Genomic DNA, 21,494 nt, shown 5'->3' with positions numbered 1-21,494 from the left:
CCGCCCGGCCGTAGACTTCACGGGTGGCAGGACGGATCAACGACGACGACGTGAAGGCGGTACGGGACGCGGTCCCGATCGACGCCGTCGTCTCCGAATACCTCCAGCTGCGCAACGCGGGCGGCGGCAACCTCAAGGGCCTGTGCCCCTTCCACGACGAGAAGTCCCCGTCCTTCCAGGTCAGCCCCAGCAAGGGGCTCTACCACTGCTTCGGTTGCCAGGCCGGCGGGGACACCCTCGACTTCATCATGAAGATCGACCACCTCTCCTTCTCGGAGGCGGTCGAGCGCCTGGCCGGCCAGGCCGGCATCACCCTGCGGTACGAGGAGGGCGGCTACACCGCCGGCACCAGCGGCCGCGGCGAGCGCATTCGCCTCGTCGAGGCGCACAAGGCGGCCGCCCTGTTCTACGTCGAGCAGCTGGACTCCCCCGAGGCCGAGATCGGCCGCAAGTTCCTGGCGGAGCGCGGCTTCGACCAGGCCGCGGCCGCGCACTTCAGCGTGGGCTACAGCCCGGCCGGCTGGGACCACCTGACCCGCTTCCTGCGCGGCAAGGGCTTCAGCGACAAGGAGCTGATCACCTCCGGCCTCGCCCAGGACAGCCGCAGCGGCAAGCCCATCGACCGCTTCCGGGGCCGCCTGATGTGGCCCATCCGCGACATCACCGGCGAGGTCGTCGGCTTCGGCGCCCGCAAGCTCCGCGAAGACGACAACGGCCCGAAGTACCTGAACACGCCCGAGACGGCGATCTACAAGAAGTCCCAGGTGCTGTACGGCATCGACCTGGCGAAGAAGGAGATCGCGAAGACCTCCCGTGCCGTCGTGGTCGAGGGCTACACGGACGTCATGGCCTGCCACCTGGCCGGCGTCACCACCGCGATCGCCACCTGCGGCACCGCCTTCGGCGGGGACCACATCAAGATCCTGCGCCGGCTGCTGATGGACAACGCCACCGCCGAGGTGATCTTCACCTTCGACGGCGACGCGGCGGGGCAGAAGGCCGCCCTGCGCGCCTTCGAGGACGATCAGAAGTTCGCCGCCGAGACCTCCATCGCGATCACCCCCGGCGGCATGGACCCCTGCGACCTGCGCCTGGCGCAGGGCGACGCGGCGGTGGCCTCCCTGGTGGACACCCGCACCCCCCTCTTCGAGTTCGCGCTGCGGCACATCGTGGCCCGGCACAACCTGGAGAACCCGGCGGGGCGGGCGGCCGCCCTCGACGAGGCGGCGCCGGTCGTCGCCCACATCAAGAACATCGCGATCCAGCACGAGTCGGCGGTCCAGCTGGCGGGCATGCTCGGCATCCGCGACGAGCAGTTCGTCGTCAAGCGGGTCGCGCAGCTGGCCCGCTGGGCCCGGGAGCGCGGCAACCAGCCGCAGCAGCAAGGCCGCGGCGGGGGCGGGCGCCCCTCCTACGACGCCGCCCCCGCGCCCGCCGAACGGCCGTCCGGCGGGCCCGCGCTGAACCTGCGCAGTCCCGCCCACCGCACCGAGCGCGAGCTGCTGAAGCTGGCCCTCCAGCGTCCCGCCCTGGTCTCCCCCGCCTTCGACGCGTACGGGATGGACGAGTTCACCGCCCCGCCGTACGCGGCCGTCCGCCAGGCCATCCTGGACGCGGGCGGCGCCTCGCTCGGGACGGACGACTACCTGGCCCGGGTCCGCGAGGCCGCCCCGAACGACTCCGTGCGGGCCCTCGTCACGGAGCTCGCGGTCGAGGCGATCCACGCGAAGACGGTCGACGAGATCTACGCCGGCGTCCAGCTGGTGCAGGTGCGGCTGCGCGCCGTGGACCGCCGGGTCCACGAGATCCAGGGCACCCTGGCCCGGCTGGGCCCGCAGGCCCCGCCGGAGCAGCTGGCCGCGGTCCAGGAGGAGCTGTGGGTTCTCCAGCAGTACGGCCGGCGGCTGCGCAACCGCGGCGCCGAGGGCCTGTAGCCCGTACTCCCCTCACGCCCGCACGCTCACGTCACGCCCGCACGCTCACGCCCCGCACGCACGCTCGCGCCCCGCACGCTCACGCCTCCGCGCCGGGACGCCCCCGGCGGCCGAGCCAGTCGCCGCCCGTTATCTCCGTCCCCGACGCGCACAGGTCGCGGGCGAGGAGCGGGGAGGCCAGGTAGACCCAGGCCCGGACCGGGCGCCCCGCGGGGCGCAGCACCTCGCGGGCGATCCGGTCGTAGAGGTTCCCCGGGCGGCCCGGTCCCTCGTACTCCTCCAGCCGGTCCAGGTCGGCGAGCAGTTCCGCGTACCCGCCGGGCGCGGGGGTGATGAGCTCTCCGACGACGGAGGAACCGGCGCGGTGGACGGCGTACGGGTACCCGGGGCCGTCGTAGAGCGCCGCGTCGGGCAGGAGGGCGGGCTCGTGCGAGGCGGTGCGGCCGCGCAGGAACAGGCTGTGGTTGGCCTCCCCCGGGCGAAGGGTGCCGTAGACGAAGAACGGAAGCGGGGCGGCCGGCCCCTGGGGCCGAGCGGCCGATGTCACGGGTGCACTCCTTGGTTGTGGCGACGCGTCGGTCGGGTTGGTTATGCGGCGCGTCGGTCGGGTTGGTTGTGGCGACACGTCGGTCGGGCCGGCTCGTCGGTCGGGCCGGCTGGTTCGCGGGCCGGGCCGGGCGTCCCGACTTCGCCCGCGCGACCCCACCGTACGCACGCCCGCGCCGGTGTGCGTCACCCGGACGGCGCGCCTGCCCCCATTGGCCGCAACGGCCCCTCTGACCTGCACGGACGGGATGCGGGCAGGGGGCGCGGGAGGTCACCTGACGGGACATCAGCAGGCGGTCCCGGGGCGGGCGGGGTTATCTCGGAACCACGGCCCCGTGTCTACAGGAGAGTTCCCATGCGTCGACGTACCGCCCACGCGCTGACCGCCACCGCGCTGACCGCAGCCGCGTTCACCGGCCCGGTCGCCGGTGCGTTCGCCGCCGCGGACCTCGGCATGTCGGGCTTCGCCCCCGGCGACTTCGCCGCCCTGGAGGTGTGGCCCAAGTCCGCGGCCTCCGGCGCGACCGTCACCGTGAACACCACGGCGTGCGGCAGCGGCAGCCACGCCGAGGGCGATGCCAGCACGGTCGGCGGGGGCCGCTTCAAGCTCGTCCCGGGCACCCACAAGGAGGTGGTCGTGGGGCAGTTCCAGGTCGCCCGCGGCACCGAGCCCGGCACGTACGGCATCGGCGCGACCTGCGCGAACGGCAAGTTCGCCACCGGCGACCTGACGGTCACCGAACGCGGTCCGCAGGGTCCCGTCCACACCGGGGTGGGCGGTGGCACGACCGCCACCACCGACCCCGCCACGTTCGCGGCGGGAGCGGCCGTACTGGCCGCGGCCGCCGTCGGCGGTACCTGGCTCCTGCGTCGCCGGGCGAGCGGCACGCGGAGCTGACGGACGCCCACCGCGGCTCCGGCCGCGGTCCGACCGGTACCGTCCCCCCGTCGCCCGTCCCGCGAGGTCCCCCCGTTCGCGGGGCCGGGCGACGGCCAGTCCCTAACCGGAAGCCGAGGGGGTACGCATGGGTGGCGACGTCGGAGGCGCCCCGCGCGGCCCGGCCCGCCAGGCCCCGCACCGGCAGGCCCCGGACCGGCAGCCCTGGCCCGCCACCGCGTCCGTCACGACGGGCGCACCGGCACCGGGCCGCACCGCCCGCGCGCCGGGCCGGGGCCTGGCCCACGCCCGGGGCGGCCGCACCCCCACCGCCCGGCACGGCGGACTCGTCGCCCTCGCCGCCTGCATCGGCATCTGGCTCGTCACCAGCGGTTCCCGCGAGCCGATCGGCCCGCCGCTGCCCTCCCCCACCGAGGCGCTGAGCGCCGCCACTGCGCCGGGGCCCGGCATCGCCCCGCTCCCCGGCTCCCCGCCGCGGCGGGTCCGCATCCCGTCCATCCGGGTCGACGCACCCCTCGTCGGGCTCGGCCTGCAGCTCGGCGGCAGCCTCGAAGTGCCCCCGCCCGCCCGGCGGGACCTGGCCGGGTGGTACCGCGACGGCACCACTCCGGGCGCCACCGGGACCGCCGTGATCGCGGGCCACGTGGACGACGCGGTCGGCCCGGCGGTCTTCTACCACCTGGGCGCGCTGCGCCGGGGAGCCGCCATCGAGGTCCCGCGCGCGGACGGCCGTACGGCGGTGTTCACCGTCCACGCGGTCGAGGTCTACGACGCCAACGCCTTCCCCGACTCCGTCGTGTACGGCCCCTCGCGGCGCGCCGAGCTCCGGGTGATCACCTGCGGGGGCGGCTTCTCGCCGCGGACGGGCTACCGGGGCAACGTCGTCGTCTTCGCCCACCTCACCGGCACGTACTGAACTGCCCTAGCCCCACTGCTCGTAGCCCAGCCTGACCAGCAGCGCGCCGACCACCGTGAGCAGCACCCAGCGGACGAAGGCACTGCCCTTCTTGAGCGCCATGTTCGCGCCGATCATGCCTCCCGCCAGGTTGAACACCGCCATCAGCGCCGCCAGCTGCCACAGCACCCGGCCCTGGTAGGCGAACATGGCGAGCGCCCCGGCGTTCGTGCACACATTGACGATCTTGGCGGTGGCGGAGGCGGAGACCAGGTCGAGGTGGAGCAGCACGGTCAGGGCCAGGACCAGGAAGGTGCCGGTGCCGGGGCCGATGAGGCCGTCGTAGAAGCCGATGCCGAGGCCGGCGAGGCCGATGGCGAGCAGGATTCGCTGCCGGGAGACCGGCGCGGTGGACGGCGCGGCACCGAAGCCCGGCTTGAAGACCACCACGCCGGCGACGACCACGAGGGCCGCCATGATCAGGGGACGCATGGCGTCCTTGTCGATGCCGTCGGCCAGGAGGGCCCCGCCCATCGAGCCGGCGAGCGCCGCCAGTCCGATGCGGACGGCGAGCTTGGTGTTCACCGGGGCCTTGCGCACGTACGTCACCGCGGCGCCCGTGGTGCCCACGATGGCCACCGCCTTGTTGGTGGCGAGCACGGTGGCGGGGTGGGCGTTCGGCAGGCCGAGGAGCAGGGCGGGCAGGAGGAGCAGGCCGCCGCCGCCCACCACCGCGTCGACCCAGCCGGCCGCCGCGGCGGCCACGCACAGCATGATGAACACGGTCATCGATATGTCAGGCACCTGACGACCTTATGGAGCAAGTGGATGCAGAGGCCATCAATCGCCGGAAACTTGCGCGAAGGTTGAGCTTTGCCGGGCGGGCACCCGGGCCATCAGGAACAGCAGCACCAGCACCCCGTACCCGGCGAGCAGGCCGGTCAGGTGGGCGGCCGTGGCGAAGAGGGCGTCGGGCCGGGCCGAGGGACGCACCTGCACGGCCCAGAGCAGGGTCACGACCCCCGCCCCGCCCAGCATCCCGCCCCTGACCCGCACCACCGCATCTCGCATACGGGTCACGCTAAGTGCCCGGACGACGCCGCGGACGCTCCTTAAGGCCGCCTTGAGAAACGCCTCACCGCCCCTTAACCCCGGCGCTGAGGTGGGCGTTCCGCCCGGGTAACAACGGCGATGCGGCGGGGAAACAGCGGCCCCGCACGCTCATGGCATGACCTCGGAGCAGCGTGTGGTGGTGATCGGCGGCGGCCTCGCGGGCCTGCGGCTGGCGCAGCGGATGGGCCGGGGCGCGGCCGTGACGGTGACCGTGCTCGGCGAGGAGTCGCACGTCCCGTACAACCGGGTGCTGCTCGCCGAGATCCTCGCCGGCCGGTACGCACCGGAGGTGGCGGCCCTCCCGGCGCCCGGACCGGCGCTGCGGCGGGGCGTCCGGGCGGTCCGGATCGACCGCGCGGAGCGGGCCGTGCACTGCGACGACGGCAGCGTGGAGCGGTACGACACCCTGGTCCTTGCCACGGGCTCGAACCCGGTCCTGCCGCCGCTGCGCGGCCTGTTCGAGCCGGAGGGCCGGGAACTCCCGGAGGGGGTCCACCCCTTCCGCACCATGGACGACTGCGTGGCCCTGTCGGCGGCCGCGGGGCCGGGTGTCCGGGTGGTGGTGATCGGCGGCGGCCTGCTGGGTGTCTCGGCGGCCCGGGCGCTGGCCGCCCGGGGGGCGCAGGTGGTCCTGGCCCAGCAGTCCGAGCGCCTGATGGAACGGCAGCTGGACGCGGACGCCTCGGCGCTGCTCCACGCGCACCTGACCACCCTCGGCGTGGAGATCCACACGGAGTGCCGGGTCCGCGGCCTGACCACCACCGCATCCCCGGTCCCGGGCCCGCCGCGGGGGCCGCACGACGCCTCCCCCGCGGCGGCCGCAGCGCGGGCCCGCACTTGGGCCCCTGCCGCGGCGGGCGGGACGCGGGGCCGGGCGGGGACCCCCGCCCGGCCGTGGGGGACGAGCGGGGCGGGGACGCGCCGGGTCACCGGGGTCGAGCTCGCCGACGGCTACCGGCTGGAGGCCGACCTCGTCGTCCTGGCCTGCGGCGTACGGCCCCGCACCGGGCTCGCCGTGGCCGCCGGGCTCGACGTCCGCACGGGCGTCGTCGTCGACGACCGGCTGCGCACCAGCGACCCCCGCATCCACGCCATCGGCGACTGCGCCGAGCACGCCGGACGGGTCTACGGCCTGGCGGGGGCCGCCCTGGAGCAGGCCGACGTCCTGGCCGCGGTCCTGCTGGAACCGGCCCCGGACGGCTCCGCCGCCGACCGCTCCGGCACCCCGGCGCTCGCCGGTTCCACCACCGGCACGGCCACCGGAGCCCCGGTCCTCCCCGGCTCCGCCACGACCTCCGCCACCGGCGCCGGGGTCGCGGTCGCGGTCGCCCCGGGCACCGCTCCCACCGGGCCCCGGCCCCCCACCGAAGCGCCCGACCCGCACGGACCCACCGACCCGCCCTGCCCCACCGACGCGGCGCACGGCCCCACAGGCCCCACCGACCCGCACGACCCCACCGACCCGCACGACCCCACCCACCCCACCGGCGCAGGTCCCGGCCGCGGGGCCGCCTACACCGGCACCCGGGCCCTGACCCGCCTCACCCTCGGCGGAGCCGGCCACCGCACCCTCGACCTCGCCGCCTTCGGCGAGACCACCCCGCTCCCCGGCGACGACGTGATCCGCCTCGCGGACGCCACCCGCCGCACCTACCGGCAGGTCGTCGTCCGCGGCGACCGCCTCGTCGGCGGGGTCCTGCTCGGCGAGCTCTCCAGCGTGGGCGCCCTCGCCCGCGGCTGGGAGGGCGGCGAGCCCCTGCACGACCCCGCCGACCTGTTCCGCCTGCTCACCGATGACGGAGGCCACTGACATGACCGAGCCCCTGCCCCACCTCGTGCTCATCGGGCACGGCATGGTCGGCCAGCGCTACCTGGAGGCGCTCGCCGAGCGCGGCGCCACCGCCACCCATCGGATCACCGTGCTCTGCGAGGAGCCCCGGCCCGCCTACGACCGGGTGCACCTCACCTCGTACTTCTCCGGCAGCACCCCCGAGGACCTGTCCATGACGCCCTCCGGCTTCATGGAGCAGCACGGCATCGCCCTGCACCTCGACGACCCCGCCGAGGCGGTCGACCGGGCCGCCCGTACCGTCACGGCCCGCTCCGGCCGCGTCTTCCCGTACGACGTCCTGGTCCTCGCCACCGGCAGCTACCCCTTCGTGCCGCCCGTCCCCGGCAAGGACGCCCCCGGCTGCTTCGTCTACCGCACCATCGAGGACCTCCTCGCGATCGAGGAGTACGCCAAGACCCGCACCCACGGCGCGGTCGTCGGCGGCGGCCTCCTCGGGCTGGAGGCGGCCGGCGCCCTGCAGGGCCTCGGGCTCACCGCCCGCATCGTCGAGTTCGCCCCGCGCCTGATGCCTGTACAGGTCGACGAGGGCGGTGGCGCGGCCCTGCTGCGGACCATCGAGTCCATGGGCCTCACCGTCCACACCGGCGTCGGCACCCAGGAGGTGCTGACCGGTGAGGACGGCAGGGTCAGCGGCATGCTGCTCTCCGACGGCTCCCGCGTCGACACCGAGCTCGTCGTCTTCTCCGCCGGCGTGCGCCCCCGCGACCAGCTGGCCCGCGACGCCGGCCTGGACGTCGGCGAGCGCGGCGGCATCGCGGTCGACGCCCGCTGCCGCACCTCCGACCCGCACGTCTACGCCATCGGCGAGTGCGCCCTCGCGGTGGACGGCCGCGTCTACGGCCTGGTCGCCCCCGGCTACGAGATGGCCGAGACGGCCGCCGACGACCTCCTGGGCCGGGAGAAGCAGTTCACCGGAGCCGACCTCTCCACCAAGCTGAAGCTCCTCGGCGTGGACGTGGCCTCCTTCGGCGACGCGCACGGCGCCACCCCCGACAGCCTCGACGTGGTCTGGTCCGACTCCCGCTCCGGGGTCTACAAGAAGCTGGTGGTCTCCCCCGACGGGGTGCTGCTCGGCGGGGTCCTGGTCGGCGACGCCGACTCGTACGGCCTGCTGCGCCCGCTCACCGGCAGCGTGCCGCCCGTCGCCCCGGAGCAGCTGGTCCTGCCCGCCGGCCTCGGCGCGCCCGTCGCGCTCGGCCCGTCCGCGCTCCCCGACCACGCGGTGATCTGCTCCTGCCACAACGTCACCAAGAAGGCCATCGCGGCCTGTGCCACCGTGCCCGAGGTCAAGAAGTGCACCAAGGCGGGCACCGGCTGCGGAAGCTGCCTCAAGGTGATCGGGCAGCTGCTGCCCCCCGCCGCCGACAAGGGGCTGTGCGGCTGCTTCCCGCACACCCGTACCGAGCTCTACGAGATCGTCCGCACCCGGCGGCTGACCTCGTACGGGCAGCTGCTGGACGGCCACGGGCGCCCCGAGGCGCGCGGCGGCGACGGCTGCGAGGTATGCAAGCCGACCGTCGGGTCCATCATCGCCTCGCTCGCCCCGACGCTCGGAGCGAGCGGCTACGTGCTCGACGGGGAGCAGGCCGCCCTCCAGGACACCAACGACCACTTCCTCGCCAACCTGCAGCGCAACGGCTCGTACTCGGTCGTCCCCCGCATCCCGGGCGGTGAGATCACCCCCGACAAGCTGATCGTGATCGGTGAGGTGGCCCGTGACTTCGGGCTCTACACGAAGATCACCGGCGGCCAGCGGATCGACCTGTTCGGCGCGAGCGTGGACCAGCTGCCGCAGATCTGGGCCCGCCTCGTCGACGCCGGATTCGAGTCCGGCCACGCGTACGGGAAGGCCCTGCGGACGGTGAAGTCCTGTGTCGGGCAGACCTGGTGCCGGTACGGGGTCCAGGACAGCGTCCGGATGGCCATCGACCTGGAGCTGCGCTACCGCGGCCTGCGCGCCCCGCACAAGCTGAAGTCGGCGGTCTCCGGGTGCGCCCGCGAGTGCGCGGAGGCGCAGAGCAAGGACTTCGGGGTGATCGCCACGGCGAGCGGCTGGAACCTGTACGTCGGCGGCAACGGCGGGGCCACCCCGCGCCACGCGGACCTCATCGCGCAGGACCTGTCCGACGCCGAGCTGGTCCGCCTCATCGACCGGTTCCTGATGTTCTACATCCGCACCGCGGACCGGCTGGAGCGGACCTCCACCTGGCTGGAGCGGCTGGAGGGCGGCCTGGACCACCTGCGGGACGTGATCGTGCACGACTCGCTCGGGCTGTGCGCCGAACTGGAGTCCCTGATGGCCGACCACGTCGCGCACTACCGCGACGAGTGGGCCGAGACCCTGTCGGACCCGGAGCGGCTGAGCCGGTTCGTGTCCTTCGTCAACGCACCCGGGGCGCCCGACCCCACCGTGCGGTTCGTCCCCGAACGCGACCAGGTCAAGCCCGACCTGGCCGTCCTGACCCTGCAGCCGCTGGGAGGCACCCGATGACCGTGGAACTGGAGCTGGAGCAGGGATGGCTGGCGGTGTGCGACCTGTCCGCGCTCGTCCCCGGGCGGGGGGTCGCGGCCCTGCTGCCCGACGGGAGCCAGGCCGCGGTGTTCCTCGACCGCGCGGGGCGCCCGTACGCCATCGGCAACCAGGACCCCTTCACCGGTGCGCACGTGCTCTCGCGGGGGCTGGTCGGGCGGGCGGCGGGACGGCCCTTCGTGGCCTCGCCGCTGCTGAAGCAGCGTTTCGACCTGGAGTCGGGGCACTGCCTGGACGACGAGGAGGTGGCGGTCCGGACGTATCCGGTGCGGACCGCCGCGACCTCCTGAGGGCCGGGCTCAGCCCTGGACCGCCGCCGGGTCCATCCACATGATCTCCCAGGTGTGGCCGTCGAGGTCGTCGAAGGCACGGCCGTACATGAAGCCGTGGTCCTGGGCCGGGCGGGGCTCGGTGGCGCCGGCGCCGAGGGCCCCGTCGACGAGCTCGTCGACCTTGGTGCGGCTCTCGGCGCTGAGGCACACCAGCACCTCGGAGGTCCGGGTGGCGTCCGCGATCTCCTTGTGGGTGAAGTCCTTGTAGCGGGCCTCGGTCAGGAACATCGCGACGATCGTGTCGCTGATCACCATGGAGGCGCAGTTCTCGTCGCTGAACTGCGCGTTGAAGGCGTAGCCGAGCTTGCTCCAGAAAGCCTTGGTGGCGTCCAGGTCCTTGACCGGCAGGTTGACGAAGATCATGGTGTCGGACATCTCGGTCCCTCTTCCCTCGGGGTGCGGCCCGCACGGTGCGGCGCGTTCAAGGGGTAGACCAGGGGGCGCCGCAAAACTCATCGCTGCCCGTCAACATTCCTGGAAGTTCCTCCGGACGGGCGACGAGCCACAGGTCAGAGGGGTACGGAGCCACACGTGGGGTCGTCGGGGAGGACGTCCCACGACGGGCCGCCCCTTCGCGGAACCGGTCGCCCGGTGGCCTGAAATCCCTCCGGAGGGGCCGTGGAGGCCGCCTCGAGGAAGGGTGCACGGCTATTGACCCCGAGCCGGTCGCTCCCGCGTCATAAGGAATTGACGTCACGTCAACTCAGTGCTCCTAGGTTCCTCGACGCGTGCGACCCCGCGCCCGACCGGGCCCGGGGCCTTCCTCCCACAGGAGTGACCGTGGAACGTCGTACCTTCCTGCGCGGCGCCGTCATCGGCTCGTCGGCCGCCGCCTTCGGCGGCACCCTCATGCACGGGGCCGCCTACGCGGCTCCCGCCCAGCCCGGCGCCGGCCCGTACGGGGCGCTCGGCGCGGCCGACGCGAACGGCATCCAGCTGCCCGCGGGCTTCACCAGCCGGGTGATCGCCCGGTCGGGCCAGAACGTCGGCTCCACGACGTACAAGTGGCACAGCGCGCCCGACGGCGGCGCCTGCTTCGCGGACGGCTCGGGCTGGATCTACGTGTCGAACTCGGAGATCAACCCGGGCGGCGGCGCGAGCGCGGTGAAGTTCGGCCCGACCGGCACGATCACCGGCGCCTACCGCATCCTCGCGAACACCCGGCAGAACTGCGCGGGCGGCAAGACCCCGTGGAACACCTGGCTGTCCTGTGAGGAGGTCAGCCGCGGCTACGTCTACGAGACGGACCCGTACGGGGTGAACGCGGCCGTCCAGCGGCCCGCGATGGGCCAGTTCAAGCACGAGGCGGCGGCCGCCGACCCGGTCCGCCGGGTCATCTACCTGACGGAGGACGAGAGCGACGGCTGCTTCTACCGGTTCGTCCCGACCACCTGGGGGAACCTCTCGGCCGGCACCCTCCAGGTCCTCAAGGCCTCCACCGCCACCTCCGGCTCCTTCACCTGGGCCAACGTCCCGGACCGGGACGGCTCCCCGACCGCCACCCGCAGCCAGGTGTCGGGCGCGAAGAGGTTCAACGGCGGCGAGGGCTGCCACTACGCCAACGACACCGTGTGGTTCACCACCAAGGGCGACAACAGGGTCTGGCAGCTGAACCTCGCCGCCGGCACCTACGAGCTGGCCTACGACGACTCCCTGGTCCCCGGCGGGGCGGCCCCGCTGACCGGCGTGGACAACGTCACCGGCTCCTCGTACGGCGACCTGTACGTGGCCGAGGACGGCGGGAACATGGAGGTCTGCGTGATCACCCCGGACGACGTCGTCGCCCCGTTCCTGCGGATCACCGGCCAGTCCTCCTCGGAGATCACCGGCCCGGCCTTCTCGCCCGACGGCACCCGGCTGTACTTCAGCAGCCAGCGCGGTACGAGCGGCAGCTCGTCGGCGGGCGTCACGTACGAGGTCACGGGCCCCTTCCGCGTCTAGCCCCGCACCGCGCCGCCCCGGTCCCGCGGGCCGGGGGCGGCGCGGCCGGGCGGGACCGTCCCGGCCGGCACGGCCCGGGCGGGACCGGTCCCGGCCGGCACGGCCCCGGCGGGACCGGTCCCGGAGTTCACGACGCGACGGCTCCGCCCTTGAGCAGGGCGGCGCCCAGCGGGGTCACCGTGTGCAGCACCGCGTTCCCGTGCCGCAGGGTGGTCACCAGCCCCGCCTCCCGCATCACGCAGGCGTGCTGGCTCGCGGAGGCCAGCGAGACCCCGGCCCGGCGGGCCAGCTCGCTGGTGGTCGCACCGTCCCCTATGGCCCGCAGGACCACCGAGCGGGTGTGCCCGACGAGCTTGCCCAGGGTGCGCTGGCGCTGCTCCTCCACGGGCCGGGCCGACTCCCCTCCGGCGGGCGCCGAGGCGAGCTGCGCCGCGGCCGGGTAGACCAGCACCGGGGGCAGCTCCGGGTCGTGCAGCGTCACGGCGGTGCGCCGGCAGAAGAAGGACGGCTGGAGCAGCAGCCCCCGCCCGCGCAGCCGCACGTCGCGGTCGACGGGGTAGTCGCACTCCAGGACCGGGGCCCGCCACCGCAGCATGGGCGGCAGGGAGGCCAGCAGCTCGTCCGCGCCCCCGTCCAGCAGCGCCCGGCCGCGGGCGGCCCGCTCCGCCTCGATCTGGGCCTGGATGTGCGACCAGTAGGGCTCCACGGCCGCGCGGTGGTAGCCGCGCAGCTCGCCCATCAGCCGCGGCAGGTGCTTGGTGCCGCCCTCCATGAACTCCCTCAGCCGCGCGGCCACCACCGAGCCGGCGGTCGTGCCCGCGCCCAGCAGCAGGAGCTCGCGCCGTATCCGCTCGGGGCGTATGCCGCGCAGGGCGTCGAGCCCGACGTCCCACCCGTACTGCCCCTCGACGGGGGTGAGGAAATCGGGGAAATACCCGCGACTCGGTATGAGCATGCCGAGCATGCGTGTTTCACTATTCAACCTGCTCCGGGTTTCCGTCCGCCATTCACCGAAGAGCCGGGCATCGCGCCGGTCCCTTAAGCGGTGAAAGCTGAGAATCGTTTCCCACAACGCATCGGGACGCCCTGCCATCCGTACGCGTGCCAGGTCCACTCCAGTGAAATGGATACGCAGCACCGAACCCCCACCTGTGCAACCGCAATCCCCCCGCCCCATGAGTATGCACGCCGTCACACGTTGTCACCACGCCCTTTCAGCCACAGTTGAAACCCCTTTCGGCGGAGGCGTGACAACCGAAATCCTGTACTCCGCCGGGCACACTCCGATGCGACCGAAACGCTCCGTGAAGGCCGTGGGGGGCTTTGCGGGGCCTGGCGGTCGGTCGCAACGGGAAGCGCCGACGTGCCCGGCAGAATGACAGCGGCGGTGGACGGGTGGGGATCCGTCCACCGCCTGCTGCCGTAAAGATTTGTTGAACAGCGAAAAAAAGATGCGCCCGCCCCGGGGCGTCAGGGAACCCGGGGGCAGGCGCAGTCGGTTGGGCCCTTCTCGGGCCGGGGGGTCAGCGGCTGTCGCTGCCCTTCGATTCGGCGGCCGCTCGACCGGCCTCAAGGCGCGCCACCGGAATCCGGAAGGGCGAGCAGGAGACGTAGTCGAGACCCACCTCGTGGAAGAAGTGGACGGACTCGGGGTCGCCGCCGTGCTCGCCGCAGACGCCGAGCTTGAGGTCGGGGCGGGTGGCCCGGCCGGCCTCGACGGCGCTGCGGACCAGCGCGCCCACGCCCTCCTTGTCGATGGTCTCGAAGGGCGAGACGCCGAAGATGCCCTTCTCCAGGTAGGCCGTGAAGAAGCTGGCCTCCACGTCGTCGCGGGAGAATCCCCACACCGTCTGGGTCAGGTCGTTGGTGCCGAAGGAGAAGAACTGCGCGGCCTCGGCGATCTGGCCCGCGGTGAGCGCGGCGCGCGGCAGCTCGATCATCGTGCCGATGGTCAGCTTGAGGCTGGTGCCGGTGGCGGCCTCGACCTCGGCGATGACCTGGTCGGCCTCGTCGCGGACGATCTCCAGCTCCTGGACGGTGCCCACGAGCGGGACCATGATCTCGGCGCGCGGGTCGCCCTTGGCGTTCTTGCGCTCGGCCGCGGCCTCGGCGATCGCCCGGACCTGCATGGCGAACAGACCGGGGATGACCAGGCCGAGGCGGACACCGCGCAGACCCAGCATCGGGTTCTGCTCGTGCAGCTTGTGCACGGCCTGGAGCAGGCGCAGGTCGTTCTCGTTGGCGTCCTTGCGGGACTCGGCGAGGGCGACGCGCACCGACAGCTCGGTGATGTCGGGCAGGAACTCGTGCAGCGGCGGGTCGAGCAGGCGGACGGTGACGGGCAGGCCGTCCATCGCCTCGAACAGCTCGACGAAGTCCTTCTTCTGGAGCGGCAGCAGGGCACTGAGTGCCGCTTCGCGCTCGCTGTCGGTGTCCGCGAGGATCAGTCGCTCGACCAGTTCGCGGCGCTCGCCGAGGAACATGTGCTCGGTGCGGCACAGGCCGATGCCCTGGGCGCCGAAGCGGCGGGCGCGCAGCGCGTCCTCGGCGTTGTCGGCGTTGGCGCGCACCCGCAGCCGGCGCACGCGGTCCGCGTAGGCCATGATCCGGTGGACGGCGGCGACCAGCTCGTCGGCGTCGTCGGCGCCGGCGTGCATGCGGCCCTCGAAGTACTCGACGACCGGGGAGGGTACGACGGGTACCTCACCGAGGTAGACCTTGCCGGTGGAGCCGTCGATGGAGACGACGTCGCCCTCTTCGATGACCGTGTCGCCGACCGTCATGCGGCGGCGCTTGGTGTCGACGTCGAGCTCCTCGGCGCCGCAGACACAGGTCTTGCCCATGCCGCGGGCGACGACCGCGGCGTGCGAGGTCTTGCCGCCGCGCGAGGTCAGGATGCCCTCGGAGGCGATCATGCCGTCGAGGTCGTCGGGGTTGGTCTCGCGGCGGATCAGGATGACCTTCTCGCCGGAGCGGGACCACTTGACGGCCGTGTAGGAGTCGAAGACGGCCTTGCCGACGGCCGCGCCCGGGGAGGCGGCGATGCCGCGCCCGAGCAGCGTCGTCTTGGCGGCCTCGTCGAAGCGGGGGAACATCAGCTGGGCGAGCTGGGCGCCGTTGACGCGCTGCAGGGCCTCGGCCTCGTCGATCAGGCCCTGGTCCACCAGCTGGGTGGCGATGCGGAAGGCGGCGCCGGCGGTGCGCTTGCCGACACGCGTCTGGAGCATCCACAGCTGGCCGCGCTCGATGGTGAACTCGATGTCGCAGAGATCCTTGTAGTGGGTCTCCAGCGTCTCCATGATCGTCATGAGCTGGTCGTACGAGGCCTTGTCGATGGTCTCGAGGTCGGCGAGCGGCACGGTGTTGCGGATGCCGGCGACGACGTCCTCGCCCTGCGCGTTCTGCAGGTAGTCGCCGTAGACGCCCTGGTGCCCGCTGGCGGGGTCGCGGGTGAAGGCGACGCCGGTGCCCGAGTCCGGGCCGAGGTTGCCGAAGACCATGGAGCAGATGTTGACGGCGGTGCCCAGGTCGCCGGGGATGCGCTCCTGGCGGCGGTAGAGCTTGGCGCGGTCGGTGTTCCAGGAGTTGAAGACCGCTTCGACGGCGAGGTCCATCTGCTCGCGGGCGTCCAGCGGGAACTCGCGGCCGGCTTCCTTCGCCACGATCTTCTTGAAGTGCTTGACCAGCTTCTTCAGGTCGGCGGCGTCGAGGTCGGTGTCGACGGTGACCTTCTTGGCGGCCTTGGCCTCCTCGAGGGCTTCCTCGAAGAGCTCGCCGTCGACGCCGAGGACGGTCTTGCCGAACATCTGGATCAGGCGGCGGTAGGAGTCCCACGCGAACCGCTCGTCCCCGGACTGCGCGGCCAGACCGGCCACGGACTCGTCGGAGAGGCCGATGTTGAGGACCGTGTCCATCATGCCCGGCATCGAGAACTTGGCGCCGGAGCGCACGGAGACCAGCAGCGGGTCGTCCGACTGGCCGAGCTTCTTGCCCATCTTCGCCTCGAGGGCGAGGAGGTGCGCGCTGACCTCGTCGCGCAGCGCGGCCGGGGCCGTGCCGCTCTCGAGGTAGACCTTGCACGCCTCGGTGGTGATGGTGAAGCCGGGGGGGACCGGGAGGCCAAGGTTGGTCATCTCGGCGAGGTTGGCACCCTTGCCGCCGAGAAGGTCCTTGAGGTCGCGGTTGCCCTCGGTGAAGTCGTAGACGAGCTTCTGATCTTTGTTTTCCGACACGGGTCTCGACTCCTCGAGGACTCGGTGGCTGCCCTGACGGCCAGGAACATACCCAGATCGAAGGCTTATGGGTACGTCCACTTGGCGGTCATACGGCTGTAACCACTCGTGCGCCAGGACATCGAAAGTAACTCATCGGTAGCCAAGACCTCCCTAGAGCCTTCACATCCCGAAGGCCGACGTGACCCCTGCGGCCTGTCTCGGCTCGGATGAGCGATCATCGATACCTTTGCGTTCAACTCTTGAACACACAAAGGGTGGCACCCAGTGCCACCCTTTGAAAGTCTTATCCGGAGTTTCTATGCTCATGTGAGCGCAAGGCCACCCATGCGTGGCGTATGTCACGCCGCCGATGGCACGCTTTGCCAGGTCGGTTCAGCCTCCGGACGTGTCCCCTTCGGCTTCCTCACCCACGCCCGCGCAGTCGTAGGGATCGTTCAGCCAGCCCTCGGGCAGGACAACTCGGTTGTTTCCCGACGTCCGGCCGCGCGGGCCGTCCGCGCTCTCGGGCCACGCCTGGTCCAGGTCCAGCTCGCTCAGATGAGCGTCCAGCTCGGCGAGGGAGGAGGTCACCGCCATCTTCTGGCGCATCTCGGAGCCGACCGCGAAGCCCTTCAGGTACCAGGCCACGTGCTTACGGAAGTCGATCACCCCGCGCGCCTCGTCGCCGATCCACTCCCCCAGCAGCTGCGCGTGGCGGTGCATGGCCGCCGCGACCTCGCGCAGCGTGGGCTTGTGGAAGTCCTCGGGGCGCCCCTCGAAGGCCGCGACCAGGTCGTTGAAGAGCCACGGGCGGCCCAGGCAGCCGCGTCCGACGACGACGCCGTCACAGCCGGTCTCGCGGACCATGCGCAGGGCGTCCTCGGCGCACCAGATGTCCCCGTTGCCGAGCACCGGGATCTCCGGCACGTGCTCCTTGAGCCGCGCGATGGCGTCCCAGTCGGCGGTTCCGCCGTAGTGCTGGGCGGTGGTCCGTCCGTGCAGGGCGATGGCGGTGACCCCCTCCTCGACGGCGATCCGGCCGGCGTCGAGGTAGGTGAGGTGGTCGTCGTTGATGCCCTTGCGCATCTTCATGGTCACCGGCAGGCCGCCGGCGCCCGCGACGGCCTCGCGCAGGATCGCGCGCAGGAGGTTCCGCTTGTACGGGAGCGCCGAGCCGCCGCCCTTGCGGGTGACCTTGGGGACCGGGCAGCCGAAGTTGAGGTCGATGTGGTCCGCACGGTCCTCTTCGACGATCATGCGGACCGCCTTGCCGACCGTGACGGGGTCGACCCCGTAGAGCTGGATCGAGCGCGGCTTCTCGCTCGCGTCGAAGTGGATCAGCTGCATGGTCTTCTCGTTGCGCTCGACCAGGGCGCGGGTCGTGATCATCTCGCTCACGAACAGCCCCTTGCCGCCCGAGAACTCCCGGCAGAGGGTGCGGAACGGGGCATTGGTGATGCCGGCCATGGGCGCGAGCACCACGGGCGGCTGCACGGTGTACGGGCCGATCGCGAGCGGCGGAGGAAGCGTGGTCATCCGCCCATTGTCCCGCATGCCGGGGCGGTGGGGCGGACGTACCATCGGCGGCATGATCGAGTCGAGTCCCCGGCAGCGCACGCTCGTCCTGGCGATCTGCTGCATGAGCCTGCTGATCGTCAGCCTCGACAACACCGTGCTCAACGTCGCCCTGCCCTCGATGCGCCGCGATCTGGACGCCTCGGTCGCGGGGCTGCAGTGGAGCATCGACGCGTACACGCTGGTCCTGGCCTCCCTGCTGATGCTCGCGGGCTCCACGGCCGACCGGATCGGGCGCCGCAAGGTGTTCGTCGCGGGGCTCGTCCTCTTCACCCTCGGATCGCTGCTGTGCTCGCTGGCTCCCAGCCTCGACTGGCTCATCGCGTACCGGATGGTGCAGGCGGTCGGCGGCGCGATGCTCAACCCGGTGGCGATGTCGATCATCACCAACACCTTCACCGAGCCCGCCGAGCGGGCCCGGGCCATCGGCGTCTGGGGCGCCGTCGCCGGCGTCTCCATGGCGGCCGGCCCGCTGATCGGCGGCGTACTGGTCGACTCCGTCGGCTGGCGCTCCATCTTCTGGCTCAACCTGCCGATCGGCCTGGCCGCCCTCGTACTGACCCTGCGCCACATCCCCGAGTCCCGGGCAGCCCGCCCGCGCCGTCCGGACCCGGTGGGCCAGGTGCTCGTCATGGCGCTGCTCGGAAGCCTGACGTACGGGATCATCGAGGCGCCGGCCATCGGCTGGCGCTCTCCGCTGATCGTGGGCTGCGCCGTGGTCACCGTCGTGGCGCTGGTGGGGCTGCTGGTCTACGAGCCCCGGCGGGAGGAGCCCCTGATCGACTTCCGGTTCTTCCGGAGCGCGCCCTTCACGGGGGCGACCGTGATCGCGGTCAGCGCCTTCGCCGGACTCGCCGGCTTCCTGTTCCTGAACACCCTGTACCTCCAGGACGTGCGGGGGCTGGACGCGCTGGACGCGGGCCTCTACATGCTGCCGATGGCCGCGCTGACCTTCCTCTTCGCGCCGGTCTCGGGCCGACTGGTCGCGGCCCGCGGGCCGCGGCTCCCGCTGCTGGTGGCGGGGGTGACCATGGGGGCGAGCGGGCTGCTCTTCGCGGTGTTCCAGGCGGAGACCTCGACGCCGCTGCTCTTCATCGGGTACATGCTCTTCGGGCTCGGCTTCGGCATGGTCAACGCGCCGGTGACGAACACGGCGGTGTCCGGGATGCCGCGCTCGCAGGCGGGCGTGGCCGCCGCCATCGCCTCCACCAGCCGGCAGACCGGCAGCACCCTGGGCGTGGCGGTGATCGGCTCGGTCCTGGCCTCCGGAATGGCGGACGGTTCGGACTTCGCCGAGGCGACCGGGCCGGCCTGGTGGATCATCACGGTCTGCGGGCTGGTGGTCCTGGTGGTGGGCGCGGCGACGAGCGGCCCCTGGGCCCGCGCCACGGCGGAGCGCACGGCCCGCACCCTGGATCCCGCGGCGTCGGCGCCGGCCCCGGCGGACGCCCGCCCCTGAGGCCGGACCCCGGTACCGGGGCCATCCCTCCTGGCCGTCGCACGCGACCGCGCGGGTGTCGATCCGGGCCGGCAGGGTGCGCAGCGTCGTCCGGTCGGCCTGGGACAGTCCCGCGGAGAGCCCCTGCTCCACCGCGTCGAGGGCCGCGTTCGTCCTGCGCCGGACGGCGGATCCGGCGGGGGTGAGGGCCACGCCGTGGCGGCGGCGGTCGGCCGGGTCGCGGCGGCGTTCGGCGAGGCCGCACCCTCCAGGTCGTTCGGGCTTCCCACCGTTCCCACCGCTCCAGCCGCCGCGTCACGCTGACGAGTGACAGATATTGAAATCTGTCACTCGTCATGCCATTCTTCTGCCATGACCACGAACGAGACGTCCACCGCCGCCCGCTCCACCCGCCGCCGGCTCGGCTCCACCGGGCCCGCCGTCTTCCCGCTCGGCCTCGGCTGCATGGGCATGTCGGCCCTCTACGGAGAGGCCGACCGCGCCGAGTCCCTCGCCACCGTCCACGCCGCCCTCGACGCCGGGGTCACCCTGCTCGACACCGGGGACTTCTACGGCATGGGGCACAACGAGCTGCTGATCAACGAAGCCCTGCGCACCGCCCCGGCCGCGGCCCGCGAACAGGCGCTGACCAGCGTCAAGTTCGGCGCCCTGCGCACGGTCGAGGGCGGCTTCGCCGGCTATGACGGCCGGCCCGAGGCCGTCAGGAACTTCCTCGCCTATTCGCTCCAGCGGCTCGGCCGGGACCACATCGACATCTACCGGATCGCCCGGGTCGATCCCGACGTGCCGATCGAGGAGACCGTGGGGGCCATCGCCGAGGCCGTCGAGGCCGGGCACGTCCGGCACATCGGGCTCTCCGAGGTCGGCGCCGACACCCTGCGCCGGGCCGCGGCCGTGGCGCCGATATCGGACCTCCAGATCGAGTACTCGCTGATATCCCGCGGGATCGAGCAGGACATCCTGCCGACCGCGCGCGAGCTCGGCGTCGGCATCACGGCGTACGGAGTGCTGTCCCGCGGCCTGATCAGCGGCCACTTCGGCCGCGACCGCATGCTGGCACCGGGAGACTTCCGCGGCATGAGCCCCCGCTTCCAGGGCGGAAACCTCGACCGGAACCTCGACCTGGTCGACGCACTGCGCAAGGTGGCGGAGGGCAGGGGGATGACCGTCGCCCAGACCGCCATCGCCTGGGTGCTCTCGCGCGGCGAGGACATCGTGCCGCTGGTGGGCGCCCGGCGCCGGGACCGGCTCACCGAGGCACTGGGTGCCGTGGACCTCGTGCTGAGCGCCGCCGACCTGGCCGCGATCGAGGAGGCCGTCCCCGAGGGCGCCGCCGCCGGCGAGCGGTACCCGGCCGCGCAGATGGCCCACCTCGACAGCGAACACTGAGGGGACGGTACGGTCCTACCCATGTCTCCCGCTGCTGCCGAGCCCCTGACACCCGAGCGCATCCTCGAAACCACCGAGGAGGTGCTGCGCCGCTTCGGCCCCACCAAGGCGACCGTGGTGGACGTGGCCCGCGCCCTGGGCGTCAGCCACGGCAGCGTGTACCGGCACTTCCCCTCGAAGGCGGCGCTGCGCGAGGCGGTGACCGAGCGCTGGCTCACCAGGAGCGCGGTGATGCTGGAGAAGATCGCCTCGGCTCCGGCGGGGACGGCCCCCTCCAAGCTGGAGGCCTGGCTGGAGGCGCTCTTCGAGGCCAAGCGCCACAAGGCGGGTGACGACCCGGAACTGTTCGCCACCTACACCGTGCTGCTCGCCGAGAACAGCGGGGTGGTGGACACGCACCTGACCGAACTGATCGAGCAGCTGGCCAGGATCATCGCCGAGGGCGTCACGGCCGGCTCGCTCGCCGCCGACGACGTGCCGGCCGCGGCCCGCGCCGTCTTCGACGCCACCGGCCGCTTCCACGATCCGCAGTACGCGGCCGACTGGCTCTCACCGACGATCACCGCGGAGTTCGAGGCGGTCACCGCCCTGGTCGTGCGGGGCCTGCGCGCCTGACCGGGGACCGGTCGGCCTGACGCACACGCGCGAAAGGCCCGTGGCCCGGTGCGCACAGTGCACACCGGGCCACGGGCTTTCTTGCACCCTGCGGACAGGGCCTAGCTGTATTGATCACGAGCGTTGTTGACACTCGGCAGGTCTTGAACATGACGAAGACCTCCGGTGTGGTGGGAGCTGTCTAGGAACTCACCACACGGA

The 21,494-nt window shown here is 72.7% G+C and carries 17 protein-coding genes; 10 read left to right on the top strand and 7 right to left on the bottom strand.

Annotated elements, in window-relative coordinates; all coding sequences use genetic code 11:
• Positions 1 to 23 precede the first annotated feature (23 nt).
• The gene (gene dnaG, locus ACFWU6_RS18610) at positions 24 to 1,934 is read left to right on the top strand and encodes a DNA primase (protein WP_383981958.1); all 1,911 of its coding nucleotides are present in this window, start codon (positions 24 to 26) and stop codon (positions 1,932 to 1,934) included.
• 79 nt (positions 1,935 to 2,013) lie between these two features.
• Here the strand turns inward: dnaG and ACFWU6_RS18605 are convergent, their stop codons facing one another.
• Entirely contained in the window at positions 2,014 to 2,481 is a 468-nt protein-coding gene (locus tag ACFWU6_RS18605; RefSeq protein WP_383981956.1) for a gamma-glutamylcyclotransferase family protein, read from the bottom strand.
• A gap of 354 nt (positions 2,482 to 2,835) precedes the next feature.
• Between ACFWU6_RS18605 and ACFWU6_RS18600 the strand changes: the two genes are divergently transcribed.
• Both ACFWU6_RS18600 and ACFWU6_RS18595 read left to right on the top strand, forming a co-directional pair.
• Complete coding sequence (locus tag ACFWU6_RS18600; RefSeq protein ID WP_383981954.1) at positions 2,836 to 3,378, top strand: hypothetical protein; 543 nt, start codon at positions 2,836 to 2,838, stop codon at positions 3,376 to 3,378.
• Positions 3,379 to 3,655: 277 nt separating this feature from the next.
• Positions 3,656 to 4,294 carry a class F sortase gene (locus ACFWU6_RS18595; protein WP_383982009.1) on the top strand — a complete coding sequence of 213 codons (639 nt, stop codon included), beginning with the start codon at positions 3,656 to 3,658 and terminating at the stop codon, positions 4,292 to 4,294.
• 6 nt (positions 4,295 to 4,300) lie between these two features.
• On the opposite strand, the gene ACFWU6_RS18590 is transcribed toward ACFWU6_RS18595, so the two are convergent.
• Together ACFWU6_RS18590 and ACFWU6_RS18585 are read right to left on the bottom strand one after the other, a co-directional pair.
• The gene (locus ACFWU6_RS18590; RefSeq protein WP_383981952.1) at positions 4,301 to 5,077 is read right to left on the bottom strand and encodes a sulfite exporter TauE/SafE family protein; all 777 of its coding nucleotides are present in this window, start codon (positions 5,075 to 5,077) and stop codon (positions 4,301 to 4,303) included.
• 36 nt (positions 5,078 to 5,113) lie between these two features.
• Positions 5,114 to 5,344, bottom strand: a complete 231-nt coding sequence (locus ACFWU6_RS18585; RefSeq protein WP_383981950.1) for a hypothetical protein — start codon at positions 5,342 to 5,344, stop codon at positions 5,114 to 5,116.
• A gap of 157 nt (positions 5,345 to 5,501) precedes the next feature.
• Between ACFWU6_RS18585 and ACFWU6_RS18580 the strand changes: the two genes are divergently transcribed.
• The 3 genes from ACFWU6_RS18580 to nirD are packed head-to-tail and all read left to right on the top strand — an operon-like array spanning position 5,502 to position 10,058.
• On the top strand, positions 5,502 to 7,196 hold the full coding sequence (locus tag ACFWU6_RS18580; RefSeq protein WP_383981948.1) for an FAD-dependent oxidoreductase: 1,695 nt from the start codon (positions 5,502 to 5,504) through the stop codon (positions 7,194 to 7,196).
• Position 7,197: 1 nt separating this feature from the next.
• The gene (gene nirB, locus ACFWU6_RS18575; protein WP_383981946.1) at positions 7,198 to 9,729 is read left to right on the top strand and encodes a nitrite reductase large subunit NirB; all 2,532 of its coding nucleotides are present in this window, start codon (positions 7,198 to 7,200) and stop codon (positions 9,727 to 9,729) included.
• Positions 9,726 to 10,058 (top strand): nitrite reductase small subunit NirD, encoded by a 333-nt coding sequence (nirD, locus tag ACFWU6_RS18570; protein WP_383803770.1) that lies wholly within the window; start codon positions 9,726 to 9,728, stop codon positions 10,056 to 10,058. Before nirB ends, nirD begins: the two co-directional genes overlap by 4 nt.
• 9 nt (positions 10,059 to 10,067) lie before the next feature.
• Here nirD and ACFWU6_RS18565 read toward each other — a convergent pair whose 3' ends face one another.
• On the bottom strand, positions 10,068 to 10,475 hold the full coding sequence (locus ACFWU6_RS18565; protein ID WP_383803772.1) for a VOC family protein: 408 nt from the start codon (positions 10,473 to 10,475) through the stop codon (positions 10,068 to 10,070).
• A gap of 405 nt (positions 10,476 to 10,880) precedes the next feature.
• Here ACFWU6_RS18565 and ACFWU6_RS18560 point away from each other — a divergent pair, with 405 nt between their 5' ends.
• Complete coding sequence (locus ACFWU6_RS18560) at positions 10,881 to 12,041, top strand: alkaline phosphatase PhoX (RefSeq protein ID WP_383981944.1); 1,161 nt, start codon at positions 10,881 to 10,883, stop codon at positions 12,039 to 12,041.
• A gap of 127 nt (positions 12,042 to 12,168) precedes the next feature.
• Here ACFWU6_RS18560 and ACFWU6_RS18555 read toward each other — a convergent pair whose 3' ends face one another.
• From ACFWU6_RS18555 to dusB, 3 genes are all read right to left on the bottom strand, one after another.
• On the bottom strand, positions 12,169 to 13,179 hold the full coding sequence (locus tag ACFWU6_RS18555) for a helix-turn-helix domain-containing protein (RefSeq protein ID WP_383803776.1): 1,011 nt from the start codon (positions 13,177 to 13,179) through the stop codon (positions 12,169 to 12,171).
• A 385-nt stretch (positions 13,180 to 13,564) separates the two neighbouring features.
• Positions 13,565 to 16,273, bottom strand: coding sequence for a pyruvate, phosphate dikinase (gene ppdK / locus ACFWU6_RS18550; protein ID WP_383803778.1), 2,709 nt, complete (start codon positions 16,271 to 16,273; stop codon positions 13,565 to 13,567).
• Between the two features lie 375 nt (positions 16,274 to 16,648).
• Complete coding sequence (gene dusB / locus ACFWU6_RS18545; RefSeq protein WP_383803780.1) at positions 16,649 to 17,809, bottom strand: tRNA dihydrouridine synthase DusB; 1,161 nt, start codon at positions 17,807 to 17,809, stop codon at positions 16,649 to 16,651.
• A 34-nt stretch (positions 17,810 to 17,843) separates the two neighbouring features.
• Between dusB and ACFWU6_RS18540 the strand changes: the two genes are divergently transcribed.
• The 3 genes from ACFWU6_RS18540 to ACFWU6_RS18530 all read left to right on the top strand — a co-directional run bounded on the left by ACFWU6_RS18540 (position 17,844) and on the right by ACFWU6_RS18530 (position 21,293).
• Positions 17,844 to 19,289, top strand: coding sequence for an MFS transporter (locus tag ACFWU6_RS18540; RefSeq protein ID WP_383803782.1), 1,446 nt, complete (start codon positions 17,844 to 17,846; stop codon positions 19,287 to 19,289).
• 351 nt (positions 19,290 to 19,640) lie between these two features.
• Positions 19,641 to 20,678, top strand: a complete 1,038-nt coding sequence (locus ACFWU6_RS18535) for an aldo/keto reductase (protein WP_383981942.1) — start codon at positions 19,641 to 19,643, stop codon at positions 20,676 to 20,678.
• 21 nt (positions 20,679 to 20,699) lie between these two features.
• Positions 20,700 to 21,293, top strand: coding sequence for a TetR family transcriptional regulator (locus tag ACFWU6_RS18530; RefSeq protein ID WP_383803785.1), 594 nt, complete (start codon positions 20,700 to 20,702; stop codon positions 21,291 to 21,293).
• Positions 21,294 to 21,494 lie beyond the last annotated feature (201 nt).

The sequence above is a fragment of the Streptomyces sp. NPDC058674 genome (assembly GCF_042716505.1).
In the GTDB taxonomy this organism is placed as follows: domain Bacteria; phylum Actinomycetota; class Actinomycetes; order Streptomycetales; family Streptomycetaceae; genus Streptomyces.
Note: the sequence above shows the minus strand (reverse complement) of the source record. Positions and strands in the feature narration are given on the sequence as shown.

Coding starts and splice junctions, on each gene's coding strand:
- ACFWU6_RS18600 (WP_383981954.1), top strand. CDS start 2,836: ATGCGTCGACGTACCGCCCACGCGCTGACCGCCACCGCGCTGACCGCA.
- ACFWU6_RS18585 (WP_383981950.1), bottom strand. CDS start 5,344: ATGCGAGATGCGGTGGTGCGGGTCAGGGGCGGGATGCTGGGCGGGGCG.
- ACFWU6_RS18580 (WP_383981948.1), top strand. CDS start 5,502: ATGACCTCGGAGCAGCGTGTGGTGGTGATCGGCGGCGGCCTCGCGGGC.
- nirB (WP_383981946.1), top strand. CDS start 7,198: ATGACCGAGCCCCTGCCCCACCTCGTGCTCATCGGGCACGGCATGGTC.
- nirD (WP_383803770.1), top strand. CDS start 9,726: ATGACCGTGGAACTGGAGCTGGAGCAGGGATGGCTGGCGGTGTGCGAC.
- ACFWU6_RS18565 (WP_383803772.1), bottom strand. CDS start 10,475: ATGTCCGACACCATGATCTTCGTCAACCTGCCGGTCAAGGACCTGGAC.
- dusB (WP_383803780.1), bottom strand. CDS start 17,809: ATGCGGGACAATGGGCGGATGACCACGCTTCCTCCGCCGCTCGCGATC.
- ACFWU6_RS18540 (WP_383803782.1), top strand. CDS start 17,844: ATGATCGAGTCGAGTCCCCGGCAGCGCACGCTCGTCCTGGCGATCTGC.
- ACFWU6_RS18535 (WP_383981942.1), top strand. CDS start 19,641: ATGACCACGAACGAGACGTCCACCGCCGCCCGCTCCACCCGCCGCCGG.
- ACFWU6_RS18530 (WP_383803785.1), top strand. CDS start 20,700: ATGTCTCCCGCTGCTGCCGAGCCCCTGACACCCGAGCGCATCCTCGAA.